Annotated in this window: 9 protein-coding genes and 4 pseudogenes; 9 read left to right on the top strand and 4 right to left on the bottom strand. The window is 60.7% G+C overall.

Annotation, left to right across the window (positions count from 1 at the left end):
• Positions 1 to 296: 296 nt before the first annotated feature.
• The 6 genes and pseudogenes from ACZYHG_RS34570 to ACZYHG_RS34595 form a co-directional block, all read left to right on the top strand.
• Complete coding sequence (locus ACZYHG_RS34570) at positions 297 to 1775, top strand: NAD-dependent succinate-semialdehyde dehydrogenase (RefSeq protein WP_464614936.1); 1479 nt, start codon at positions 297 to 299, stop codon at positions 1773 to 1775.
• Positions 1776 to 1789: 14 nt separating this feature from the next.
• Complete coding sequence (locus ACZYHG_RS34575; RefSeq protein WP_464614937.1) at positions 1790 to 3193, top strand: aminotransferase; 1404 nt, start codon at positions 1790 to 1792, stop codon at positions 3191 to 3193.
• A gap of 208 nt (positions 3194 to 3401) precedes the next feature.
• A pseudogene (locus ACZYHG_RS34580) lies at positions 3402 to 4756 on the top strand (Glu/Leu/Phe/Val family dehydrogenase).
• Between the two features lie 575 nt (positions 4757 to 5331).
• The gene (locus tag ACZYHG_RS34585) at positions 5332 to 6057 is read left to right on the top strand and encodes a helix-turn-helix transcriptional regulator (protein ID WP_464615360.1); all 726 of its coding nucleotides are present in this window, start codon (positions 5332 to 5334) and stop codon (positions 6055 to 6057) included.
• A gap of 101 nt (positions 6058 to 6158) precedes the next feature.
• Positions 6159 to 6770 (top strand): acyl-homoserine-lactone synthase, encoded by a 612-nt coding sequence (locus tag ACZYHG_RS34590; RefSeq protein ID WP_464614938.1) that lies wholly within the window; start codon positions 6159 to 6161, stop codon positions 6768 to 6770.
• 123 nt (positions 6771 to 6893) lie between these two features.
• Positions 6894 to 7055, top strand: a pseudogene (locus tag ACZYHG_RS34595) (transcriptional regulator domain-containing protein); the annotation flags it as partial.
• Positions 7056 to 7157: 102 nt separating this feature from the next.
• Here ACZYHG_RS34595 and ACZYHG_RS34600 read toward each other — a convergent pair.
• From ACZYHG_RS34600 to istA, 3 genes and pseudogenes are all read right to left on the bottom strand, one after another.
• A complete protein-coding gene (locus ACZYHG_RS34600) occupies positions 7158 to 7379 on the bottom strand; it encodes a hypothetical protein (RefSeq protein WP_183459435.1) in 222 nt (73 codons plus the stop codon).
• Positions 7376 to 8149, bottom strand: a complete 774-nt coding sequence (gene istB / locus ACZYHG_RS34605) for an IS21-like element helper ATPase IstB (RefSeq protein ID WP_183465277.1) — start codon at positions 8147 to 8149, stop codon at positions 7376 to 7378. The genes ACZYHG_RS34600 and istB overlap by 4 nt, the downstream gene beginning before the upstream one ends.
• A pseudogene (istA, locus tag ACZYHG_RS34610) lies at positions 8142 to 9643 on the bottom strand (IS21 family transposase). The gene istB and the pseudogene istA overlap by 8 nt, the downstream one beginning before the upstream one ends.
• Before the next feature lie 1274 nt (positions 9644 to 10917).
• Between istA and ACZYHG_RS34615 the strand changes: the two are divergent.
• The gene (locus tag ACZYHG_RS34615) at positions 10918 to 11058 is read left to right on the top strand and encodes a DNA -binding domain-containing protein (RefSeq protein WP_464615361.1); all 141 of its coding nucleotides are present in this window, start codon (positions 10918 to 10920) and stop codon (positions 11056 to 11058) included.
• 29 nt (positions 11059 to 11087) lie between these two features.
• On the opposite strand, the gene ACZYHG_RS34620 is transcribed toward ACZYHG_RS34615, so the two are convergent.
• On the bottom strand, positions 11088 to 11339 hold the full coding sequence (locus ACZYHG_RS34620; protein WP_464614939.1) for a hypothetical protein: 252 nt from the start codon (positions 11337 to 11339) through the stop codon (positions 11088 to 11090).
• A gap of 144 nt (positions 11340 to 11483) precedes the next feature.
• Here ACZYHG_RS34620 and ACZYHG_RS34625 point away from each other — a divergent pair.
• Together ACZYHG_RS34625 and ACZYHG_RS34630 are read left to right on the top strand one after the other, a co-directional pair.
• A pseudogene (locus ACZYHG_RS34625) lies at positions 11484 to 11579 on the top strand (helix-turn-helix domain-containing protein); the annotation flags it as partial.
• Between the two features lie 137 nt (positions 11580 to 11716).
• Entirely contained in the window at positions 11717 to 12298 is a 582-nt protein-coding gene (locus tag ACZYHG_RS34630; RefSeq protein ID WP_464614940.1) for a zinc-binding metallopeptidase family protein, read from the top strand.
• Positions 12299 to 12517: the final 219 nt, after the last annotated feature.

The following is a 12517-nucleotide window of genomic DNA, read 5'->3' on the forward strand; positions in this document are numbered from 1 at the left end:
AGACGCCCCGAAACGAACCCGTCGACCGCAACCTGCAAACCCCCGCCTGCCATCACGACGGAGCAATTCCGGCGCCTGACGAGGCGCGTGGAAAAGCACCGCAACGGCGACCACAGCGTCGCTTCAGGCCGTCAAAAGCTTATCGCCGTGCATTAAGGCGGCTAGTTCACTCCCCAATCCTGCAGCGTTGGAGCGATGTTTGCAGGAAACCGGCCTTGAGCGCTGCAATTCTGCCGTCAATCGACGCTCTGGGAACGCTAGTTTGAAGGCATCAAATCATCCACTTGGAGTCATTGATGAGGGGCACCGCAACCACTGCACTGCAGAGGCTCAGACGGCCGGACCTTTTGCAAGAATGTGCATATATCAATGGGACTTGGGCCTCAAAATCTGAAAGCCTCGCGATAGTGGATCCTGCAACTGGCGAAGCCTTGGCCCAGGTAGCCGCCTGCAAAGTGTCGGATGTGGACGATGCGGTTCTTTTCGCGAGAGCCGCGTTCCTCCGGTGGCGCGACATGCTTCCCCCAGAACGTGGCGCATACCTGCGGAAGTGGGCAACCGGTATGCGTCAAAACGCGGAAGATCTAGCCGTGATCATGACTGCCGAACAAGGCAAGCCCATCGCGGAAGCTCGAGGTGAGATTGCGTATGCGGCTGGCTTTCTGGACTGGTTTGCCGCAGAGGGTGAGCGGGCCTACGGCGAAACCATCCCCAGCCATCTCGCCGGGAGCCGGCTGGCCGTGCAGATGCAGCCGATCGGAGTGACTGTCGCTATCACCCCATGGAACTTTCCCTCGGCAATGATTACCAGAAAAGCTGGAGCCGCGCTGGCCGCTGGCTGCCCCATGATCGTCAAGCCGGCCCCAGAAACGCCCTTATCGGCGCTCGCGCTCGCCCGCCTTGCCGAGGAAGCCGGCATCCCCGCTGGCGTGTTCCAGGTGATAACTGGTGAGGCGCCGCCGCTGGCCAGGCGTTTGTTGGAGCATACCGTGGTGCGGGCGTTCTCTTTTACCGGCTCGACCGAGGTTGGTCGCCTCCTGCTCCAGGAGTCGGCGAAAACCGTAAAAAAGGCTTCGCTGGAACTCGGAGGCAATGCTCCCTTCATCCTGTTCGACGACGCACCTATCGAAGCTGCGGTCGCCGGTTGCATGGCTGCCAAATTCGCCACATCCGGCCAGGACTGCCTGGCAGCGAACAGAATCTACGTGCAGAGGAGAGTCTATGAACAGTTTGTGGAGAAATTCGCACAGGCCACCAGAGATCTGAAAGTTGGGCACGGGTTGGAGCCGGGGGTCGACATCGGTCCAATGACCAAGGCGTCCGGTGCCGAAAAGTGCAGGCAGCAGATCTCCCAGGCTCTCTCAGAGGGGGCCAGAATGGTGACCGACGCGCAAGACAACTTTCTCGGCGGGAACTTTGTCACACCGACGGTGCTCGCCGACGTGACTGACGACATGCGGGTGGCCAGGGAAGAAACCTTCGGGCCTGTGGCTGCTATCTTGCCCTTTGACGACGAAGGGGAGGTGCTCGAGCGTGCGAATAATTCCGAGATGGGCCTCGCGGCCTATGTCTACACCCGAGACCTCAACCGTGCGATGCGGCTCACCGATCGGCTCGAATACGGCATGGTCGCGGTCAACACGCCGAAATTCACTGGTGCGCCGATCCCGTTTGGCGGGTGGAAGCAGTCGGGTCTTGGCCGGGAAGGCTCCAAACATGGCATCGCCGAGTATCTGGAACCAAAATACACCTGCTTCGGGAATCTTGCAGCGTGAGAGGATTGCCTACAATGACTATCAACATCAAGGAAATCGGCGAAAAGGACAGGAACAGCGTCCTGCATCCATTCACGCAGCTTAAGGATTTTGCCACCGGTAAGCTTGGCGATCCGACCATCGTCGAGACCGGCAAAGGGATTCGCATCAAGGACGCGAATGGCAACCAACTGATCGACGGCTTCGCCGGTCTCTATTGCGTGAACGTCGGGTATGGCCGGACCGAAGTCGCCGAGGCGATCTCTCGTCAGGCTCATCGTCTCGCCTATTATCATTCCTACGCCGCACACACGACGGACGAACTCGCGATTCTGTCCGACCGCCTTGTGAAGATGGCGCCAGGCAAGATGAGCAAGATCTTCTACGGGATGTCCGGCTCGGACGCCAACGAGACACAGGCCAAGCTCGTCTGGTACTACAACAACCTTCGGGGCAAGCCAAACAAGAAGAAGATCATTTCGCGCGAGCGCGGCTACCACGGCTGTAGCGTCATCTCCGGCTCAATGACCGGCATGAGCTTTTATCATGACCATATGGACCTTCCCGTGCCGCGGATTCTCCATACCGGGGTTCCCCACTTCTACTGGGGAGCGCAGCCGGGGGAGACTGAACAGGAATTTTCCAAGCGTCGGGCGGCCGAACTGGATGACCTTATCCAGCGCGAGGGGCCAGATACAGTGGGTGCGTTCATTGGAGAGCCGGTCCTGGGTACGGGCGGCATTACCCCGCCCCCAGCGGGTTATTGGGAGGCGATCCAGCCTGTGCTCAGGAAGCATGACGTCCTCTTGATTGCAGACGAAGTGATTACTGGCTTTGGCCGTACCGGTTCCATGTTCGGCTCACTGCACTATGGCATCGAGCCTGACCTCATCACGATCGCGAAGGGGCTGACGTCCGCATACTTCCCGCTGTCCGGCGCCATGGTGGGAGAGAAGGTCTATGAGGTGCTTGAAGCCGGAGCGGACCGCGTCGGCGCATTCTCCCATGGCTACACCTATTCCGGCCACCCTATTGGCGCCGCGGCGGCAAATGCGGTTCTCGATATCGTCGAAAGGGAAGACCTTCCGGGAAACGCACGCGAAGTCGGCGCGTTTTTCCAAGCCCAGTTGAAGGACAAATTCTCGCAGTTGTCGATCATCGGCGAAGTGCGCGGGGTCGGGCTTATGGGCGCAATCGAATTCGTGGCCGATCGCAACAATAGGAAGCGCTTCGATCCGATGCTCAAGGTTGGTGCGCGAATATCCAAGGCAGCCCGTGACCGTGGTCTTATTGTTCGCGCGATGCCGCACGGAGACATTCTGGGTTTTGCCCCGCCCCTGGTGGCAACGAAAGCCGAGGTCGAAGAGATCGTCGCCATCGCCGAAAGCGCTGTCCGTGTCGTCATGGATGAACTCACCCGCGATGGCCAAAATATCTGAGACATCGACCGCAGGAATCGCTCAGCGGCGAGCACCTGGCAAGGGCGAGTGATCCAAATAAGGGAGTTCTCAATTGGGTTCGGTGACAGTACCAGAGCTCCGGTCCGGCGAAGGGCAAGTGGCGATTGGGCCGGGCAGGGCTGCTGTTCAGCTGCATTCCTCGCCCACCAGCTTTCTGCACAGCGTTGACCAGAATTTCCGCCATGCGATGGAGTTCCTCGATTTGCCTGAGGGACTGGCCGAGCGGATCATTCAGTGCAACTCGACATACACAGTGCGGTTTGGTGTCAGGCTGCGCGGCCGGATGTTCAGCTTCGTCGGCTGGCGCTCCGTTCACAGCGAGCATTGCGAGCCTGTCAAAGGGGGTATTCGGTTCACGCCCGATGCGGATGCTGAGGAGGTAGAGGCGCTCGCAGCGCTGATGACCCTCAAATGTGCGCTGGTCGACGTCCCGTTTGGCGGCTCAAAAGGAGCACTCAAGATCGACCCGCGTGAGTGGACTCCTCAGGAGCTCGAGCGCATTACCCGCCGTTTCACCCAGGAGCTCAGCAAGCGCGGCCTAATCGGTCCTGGGCTCAACGTGCCAGCTCCTGATGTGGGCACAAGCGAGCGGGAAATGGCCTGGATGGTCGACGAGTTCCGCCGGGCCAATCCGATGGATGTGATCAATGCGCGGGCCTGCGTTACCGGCAAGCCGCTCTCCAAGGGCGGTATTGCCGGGCGCACAGAAGCAACTGGCAGAGGTGTGCAGTTCGCCATTCGCAGCTATCTACAGGATGAGCGCACCGCCGGTTGAAGCAGGGCCGGGACCTGAAGCGGATTTCTGTGGCGGTGCAGGGCTTTGGCAATGTCGGCTATCATGCCGACAAGTTCCTCTCCGAGGATGATGGCGCGTTGATCACGGTCGTTTCCGAACGCGATGGCTACGTCGCCCATCCGGAAGGCCTTCCCATCGAGGCGCTCAAGCGACATCAGCTCCGGACCGGCAGCATCCTCGGCTTTCCCGATGCAGAGTCATTCGAAGGCGATATGACTGGCCTGGAACGGCCGTGCGACATTCTCATACCTGCCGCCATGGAGGAAGCCATCCAGGTCGGCAACGCCAAGCGCATCCAGACGCAGCTCATCGTCGAGGCGGCCAATGGCCCCATCACCTATGAAGCTGACAAGATCCTTCGCTCCCAAGGGATCACGATCCTTCCCGATCTCTACGTCAATGCCGGCGGCGTGGTCGTGAGTTATTTCGAATGGGTGAAGAATCTGACCCATATTCCGTTCGGGCTGATGGAGAGACGGCGGCGGGAGCGCCGCAACCAGACGATCGCCGCGGCGCTCGAGCGGATGACCGGTCAGCCTTTCCCGGCCGACATGCGAGACGAATTTCTGGAGGGCGGCGCGGAGATCGATCTCGTGCGGTCTGGTCTCGAAGATGTGATGCGCAGCACCTGGGCGCGCATAGCCGATCTGCTCGAGACGCAGCCGGAACTCGGCGACTACAGAACGGCCGCCTATGTCGCCTCCATTCGACAGATCGCCGGCGCATATGAGGCCATTGGGATATGAAGGATTACCGCAACGGCCTCGATTTTGGCTTTCCCTCTGCAGTGTTCAGAGATGAAGATGCGGCGATCGAGCCCACATGAACGGTCTGCCGCCGCTGTCCGGTCGTCACGCGACCGACACCCGTGTGCGGCGCGCCCCGCCGGTGTCCTCCCCACCGGCAGGGCGCAGTTATTAACGGGCGGGGTGGAAGTGCTTGCAGCCTATCAAATCACAAGCTTGCGAAGGAGAGTAAATTCGAATGGCACATCGCGTTCCGCATCTCCGCTACGCGACGGCTGACGCCCGCACGGGAGTTTTGGGCGCCCGCCAACGTGCTTGGCATCGAATGTTCTCACCATCAGGCGGTGCATTTGCTGCTGCAATTGGGTTTCGCAATTCACTGTTCGAAAAATCCACATTTGGCGTGCGGCGGAAGACAGCCGGCGTCGCACTATATGGAGACAGTCATAATATGTTGGCCAATTCCCACGAGATTGGCCGCGGTCATCACCAAAAGCTAGCCCGTCGGTATCCACACGCCGGCGTGGCGCTTTGCAGCCAAATCGAGGGACTTAGTTCAACGCATGACGAAGGACATGCAACTTCTCTTCGAGACCTTCCTGGAACAGCTGTCGGAAAGCGCCAATGAGGCCGATTTCCAAACCGCTATGGCTGGTGCGGCCGCTGGGTTAGAGCTAGCGACCTTTGCCTATCTGTCAATGCCGCAACAACGTTCAGCCGAGCCCAGGTTGATCTCGAACTATCCAGCTGGCTGGACCGCCCATTATCTGCAAAACCGGTATCAGAAAGTCGATCCTGTTATCATTCGTGCAAGGTGTGGCGGATGCCCGTTTCGGTGGGGATCGGACATGCGCGGCTTTGCGACATCGCAGGCTCAGCAGAGGCTGTTCGAGGAAGCGGCCGGGTTCAGCATCCGCTGTGGTTTGACAATCCCGATCGTCGATCGCCGGAACTGGATGGCAGCGATGACCTTTGCCGCTGATGAGCCCAATCCGGCGTTTCTCCGGGTAGCCGAGCGATACGAACAAGCGCTTCAGCTCATGGCGACCTGCTTTCACGTCTCCGTTCGCCGCAAGCTGCCCGGCGATCGAACAGTGGACGGCGTTTCGCTGACACCGCGCGAATATGAGTGTCTGCAATGGGCCGCACGCGGTAAGTCCGCCTGGGATATCGCCGGCATTCTGGGAATCACGCGGCGTACCGCCGCTTTCCATTTGGACAATGCCAAGAAGAAGCTTGGCGTGCGCACCAAAAATCAGGCCGTAGCGCTCCTGGCCTCGTCACGATGCTCAATTTTCTAAGAAACTGAGTTTCGTCTTTGGTCCCCCTGTGCAGGTGCACAGGCTGTTTCGGATGGCGCATTCGCCTCCAATGGCTAGGTCATTCCTGCCCGGAGGCCCTCATGATGCAGCTTGTTACACCCGACTGCTACGGCGATTTTGCCGACGAACTCCACGAAATGCACCGTCTTCGCTACCGCGTTTTCAAGGAGCGGCTCGACTGGGACGTGCGGACGAATGGCGGGTACGAGACCGATTCCTTTGACGGGTTGAAGCCGCAATATCTGATCTTGCGAGGTTGCGTCCGCCTGCTTCCGTCGAATGGGCCGACGATGCTTCGCGACACGTTTCCGGTGCTGTTGGAGGGGAAGACGGCGCCGGAGGAACCGAGCGTTTGGGAAAGCAGCCGCTTTGCCCTTGATCTTCCGCCATCCGTGCCGAAGGGCGTTGGCGGAATCGCTGTCGGCACTTACGAGCTCTTCGCCGGCATGATCGAGTTCGGCCTGTCGCGCGGCCTCAGCCGAATTGTCACCGTCACCGATCTGCGTATGGAGCGCATCCTTCGCCGCGCCGGCTGGCCGCTTGCTCGGATCGGCGAGCCGCACACAATCGGCAACACCCGCGCCGTGGCCGGATACCTCGACGTCTCCACCGACAGGCTGGAGGACGTTCGGAGGAATGGCGGCTTTTGTGGTCCAGTGCTGTGGGCGCCGGTGGCATGCAGGGCTGCGTGATGTCTGACCGTTGTCTGCGCGCTGCAGGCGGGGCTTGGTCATGAAAGGCGCCGCCGCCGACTGGACGGATTGATGGGTTAAGAGCTCGTACGACTACACCGCTCATCTGACTCAGCGAAAACCTGGGAGTTCTTGCGGCGCAATCCGGCATTCCAACATGATTTGGCCCGGGCACTGGAGCGCGCCGAAAGGCTGGAACATCGGACATCGTTCGACATCATTGCGTCGCGCCTCAACCTGGCACGCTGGGGCGTTCTGTTTCGCGGACTCTCCCAGGCGTGTTGATGGCTTTTCAAAAGCGCGGCTAAACGACGACAAGAGTTTGGTGCTTGTGGACGGAACAAAAAGGCGGCCTTCGCAGGCCGCCGAGTGTCGAGGATGTGTGCTTCAGAGCGAGGACGGGGCTTTTTCGATATCGCTGTGATTGGTCGGTGTTCGTTGCTGCTCCTGGATAAGTTCCTGGAGTTGGACGCCGTAGTGCGACCAGATGCTATCGGCGAGATCGTTGAGGAGCTCGAAGACAGCGAGCGCCTGTTCGGGTGTCCATTCGGGATTGATGAGGAAGTGGATTCCACGACTGAGGCCGGACGGTTGAGGATCTGGTTTCATGCCGCGGGCACCTTTTCGCCGGAGGAGCGGCTGGTGCGTTTTTCGCGCTGTGCCTTTGATCGCTCGGCCGCTTCCTTGAAGCGATAGGAATCGCCTTCGATGGAGATCACCTCGGATCGGTGCATGAGGCGGTCGACGAGGCTGACGACGCAGGCGGCATTGGGAAAGACCTCCGACCAATCAGCGAAGGGTCTGTTGGTGGTGATGATGGTTGAGCGTTTTTCGTAGCGCCGGCTGATGAGCTCGAACAGCAGGTCCGCATGACGGTTCGAGTAGGACAGATACCCGACCTCGTCGATCGCAAGAACGTCGGCGGCGGCGTAGTGGTGAAGCCGTCGGCGCAAGGCTGCATCGCTGTCGAGGGCGGCGAGTTCGCCGAGCATCTCGCTGGCGGTTCGGAAGAGGACGGTGTGACCGCAGATGAGCGCCTGGTGAGCGACATTGCGAGCAAGTGTCGATTTCCCGACGCCGTTGGGGCCGATAAAGACGATGTTGGCGGCATCGTTCATGAAGGACAGGGTCATCAGATCCTCGACGGCGGCGCGGTCGATGCGGCGCGGCCAGTGCCAGTCATAATCGGACAGTTGCTTGAAGTGGCCGAGCCTGGCGGCACGCATGCGTCGCCGCATCGAACGGTCGGAGCGCTCCTCTTCTTCCCATTGAAGGACGGCGGCCAGCCAGTCCGCGTCAGCGATTTCGTCCCAATGGGTGATCAGGCCATTGAGGCGCAACGCCTTGGCCCGGTTGAGCAGGATGTCGGGATTATTCATCATCTTTGCCTCCAAGGGTCAGTTGGTCGTAGCTGTCGAGGCGATGCGGCCGTACCGTCGTATCCTTGCGCCGCACGTGTTCGGGCAGGCTCGTTTCGACCGGCGGCGGAGCACCACGGGCGACCCGGCGGCGTTCCAGTACGTCGCGAACCGACCTCGAATGGGAGGCGCCGGCGTGCAAAGCTTTCTCGACGGCGGCCTGCAGTTCCTGCGCGCCGTACAGGTCAAGCAGTTTCAGCATCGCGTTTGTGATCGCACCGATATTGGAGCCACGCTCGGCGGCCCGGATCATCAGGGTCTGGCAGGCCGGCACGGCGCGCGTCAGGCTGTTGAGGCCGCGATGCTGGCGCGCCTCGCGCTTGATTGCGACGAGAGCCTTGAGGTGCTGAGGGTCCTCGATCTGCTGGTCACGATCATAGCTGCGACGGTGACTGGCGATCATCTTTGCGCCGTCGAAGACGCGGACCAGGCCGAGATCGGCGCGCACGCTGAGCGTGCGCCGGACATGAGCATGCGGTACCGAGTAATCGTTGAGGTCGAAGCGCACATAGGGCGTTTTGCCAACCTTGGCGGCGACCTGCTCCTCGACGGGGTATGGGTTGGCGGGCAGCGGCAGAAGCAGTGGCTGCTCTTGCGCAAACGCCTGGCGGACCGTCATCGCCCGGTCCTCGGGGCATGGCCGGTCGGCTGCCTGGTTGCGGCACCACTGTTCGGCCTGGGCATTCAGATCGTCGAGATCGGTGAACTTGCGGGCGATGAAGAATGCTTCCCTTATATGCCGTATGGCGCGCTCGACGCGGCCTTTTTCGTTGCCCCGGGCAACCGCCACAGGACGTGGCTCGAACCGATAGAAGCCGGCGAAGGCAAGCAGCGTCGGATGGAAGCGGATCGCATCGCCCTGGCGCTCGAGCACCGCACTCTTGAGATTGTCGTAGAGCAGGACCCTGGGCAGCCCGCACCATGTGTTGTACGCGCCGACATGACCGCGCAGGAAGTTTTCCATGCGCGCGCGTCGAGGAAGAAGCGCAGGTAGATGTCGCGTGAGTAGGAAAGCACCATCACGAACGCCATCAGCGGCCGGCGGGCGTTGCCGATCTCGATGTGACCGAAGTGGGCCCAGTCGACCTGTCCCTGCTCGCCCGGCAATGTGCGTAGCCGCAGGAACGCCTCGGCCGGCTTGCGGGGACGGTGCAGGGCAACCAGGTGCCGAAAGTGCGTCGGCAAGCCCCGGTAGCCGCGCTCGCGCACCATCGCATAAAGGCGGCTGGCGGTCAGCGAGGGGAACTTTTCCAGCGTCTGCTCAATGAATGGAAGATACGGTTCAATGATTGAGGCTCTCTACAGCGGCTTGTGCCGGGGCAATCCCGCCTGGGCCAGAACGCGATGCACCGTCGTGTGATGGACATGCAATTGCCTGGCGATGGTGCCGCAGCGCCACTTCTCGGCGTGATACAGGCGCAGGATCTGCGCTTCCAGTTCGGGGCTGATGGTCATGATGCGGGCTCTCCGTCTGCGTAGTCAGCTTCACGGGCATAACGAGCCCCCCGGCGACGCACGAAGCCGGTGCGAACGAACGGCGACAGTCGACAGTCGCAGCGCCGACAGCACGGCGTGGGCATGACCGATGTCGTCGCCCGCCCGACGACGTCAGCAAAAGCAGCGACGACATCGTTCGAGGGACTGACCAGTAGTGAACCGGCAGGAGATGCAGGTGGAGAATGATGCGTCACTTTATTGTGCCGAGCCCGATATCGTCGGGCCCGGACCGCATGAGCCAGGCGTCCACGGCGGCTGCGCTGATAACGTCGCCCCGCCTCGCGCACACTCTCGCGGCGGGCAGCACGGGCGCAGACCTCCCCGCAGTAGCGCTGTCCCCGGTCGCAGCTGCGGCAGATCGTTACCTGCGAACGGCAGTGGCCGCACAGAAAGAAGCGGCCCGTGAGCATCCGCGACGGTCCTTTCGGAGCGCCGCTGGGAGTTCGGGGAAAAGGTCGACGGAATGCGCTGACAATGCGATAATGCAGGTCGCGCACCGTCAGTGGAGCGTGACACCGAGCCCGGACTTGCCAGTTGAGATCGGTGCTACGCCGGATTGTTTCTGCGGCGCTGATTACCCGCAGATACCACAAGGCAGGCGCATGGCGGGGTACGTCGAAAGCCGCCTCAGGGCGCCTGGAGACGTGCCCCGCGTCTACCGCCTTCTCAACCTCACGTGATCAGCACCGCGCCGCAAAGGCGGCCGCCCGCTACAGCGCTAGTTGAAGAGCGCGCGGGCGACCGCCTTTGCTCTTTCCAGCGCTTCAGCTCGTGTCGTCGTTTGTCAGCGGGTTTCGACCGTCTTCGACACAGGCGTGATGCAGCCGTATTGTGGTGTCCACGCCGGTGCCCATACGTCTTGCCGGCTGTCGCGGAACAGCTGTCCTCATCGTCGGCGACGCCCCCGTTCGATCTGAGGGCGCTGCCATGCACTGCAATGGTCCTGCTTTCGGGCGATGGCCGCCAACATGTTCTGTTGCGGCGTGCTGACCGGCATCTCAGCTTGTCGTGTCTGGCGCTAGCGTCTTGCTTGCGGCGCGCCCGACTCCATATCGACGCGATCTGGCCTGCCGGGCAGGTGAAACACCGCCTATGGGCGCTTGAATGTCTCAACAGTCTGACGGCGCGCGGGCGACTGCCGAAACCCTGTTTCCGCCGGAAGCGCGCGGTCGCCGCCTCTGCTTCGTCTCCACGCGCTCGACGGTTCGCTCGCAGGGGCTTCGCACCGGGAAATCGCCGAAGCGCTGATCGGCGAACCGCGGGTCCAGGCCGACTGGACAGATCCTCGCGATCATCTGCGCGACCGCATCCGCCACGCCATTCACCGCGGTCATGCGCTCATGAATGGCGGGTACAGGGACTTCCTTGCTTGAAAGCCTAACAGGGCGCACAGCGCGATTCGTCAGCTGGTGAACAATTCCTTGTAGCCATTCGTGACCATCCAGTTCGCACGGTCGAGATGACTGCGAAGAGCCTTCCCGGCGCGCTCCGGTTCGCGTGCTGGATCGATGCCGAGGATCAGATGCGCCATCTCTTCTTCGCTGGCATCGTCGGCGGAAGCGTCCAGGAGCCGCATGTAGGTCGTGAAGTGCTCCTTGTCGTAAACCGTGAGGCAATCCGACCACGGGACTTCTTCAATGATTTCCGGCTTCATGACGAACTCATGACTTTTTCGGGCTTCCAGCAAATGTAGGGCGGTTCGGTGGTGATCCGCATAGAGGACTCTGTTGACCGCCTTTATAACGAATAGGAACGATCATTCCTAGAACGATAATTCCGTTCAGGTCCCTATCTCGCTGTGGATCTCAAGGAGATCATGGCGATCAATATGCGTCGTTTGCGCCATGAGCAGGACCTGACGCAAGAAGACTTGGCTGCACACGCTGAGCTTACGCGATCACCAATACCGGCGGCGATGCGCCAAACACGGTGCAGGCTTATGCAGAATCGCTATTTTCCATACGTTCCCCTCTCTTGCCGGATGCTCAACAACTCTTCGCGCGTGTTAGAAAGATTGCTGAAGGCGCGGCCTTGATGACCGAAACCTCTGTTGTTGTTCAGATTGCTGGCGGCAGCTCAAACATCATTCCCAACAAGATTCTGCAAGAAGTGATGTACGACAACATGTGCCGTATCGGTGCGCCTGCCTTCGATGAAGCCGACTACTCCTTTGCAAAGAAGCTTCGCGAGGCGGCACTAACGGAGGAGGACTTGTCGTCAAGTATTGCGTCTCGCGATCCCTCGCTTAAGTCGAAGATCCTCCATGACGGAGTGCTTGCACTGCCGGCGTGGGAGGAGGTGGATATGGGTACAACGGATGTTGGCGACGTGAGTTGGATTGTGCCGACGGCGCAATGCCATACAGCCTGCTTTGCCATAGGTACAGGGTTCCACACCTGGCAGTTGGTGACGCAGGGGAAACTCCCGGCAGCTCACAAGGCTATGATATTGGCGGCACAAACCATAGCCGCCACCGCCGCCGATTGCCTGCGCAACCCAGCAATTCTTGCTCGCGCCAAAGCAGAACTAAAGGAGCGCATTGGCGGTCATTCGTATGTCTGCCCAATTCCACCGGATGTAACGCCCGGCGATCTATGCAAGAAGCCGGCATAGGTTCCTTGAATTTGGCTTTCTCTGCCGCCAGAAGGTCGAGTAGCTCCGAGGTTTGCCACGCTCATCAAGGCCGGTAGGCTGAGCCCAAAGCGATCGCAAAGGGCAACCACGACCCTTCTGATCGATCGGGCGAGGACCTCGCGCTGCGCCGCACCGACCGGCCGCGGCTTCTAGCAGTAGACGCTGGCGCGGCTGAAGTTCAGAGCCTTGGCCTGACGA

It is taken from the genome of Mesorhizobium subarcticum (assembly GCF_055456085.1).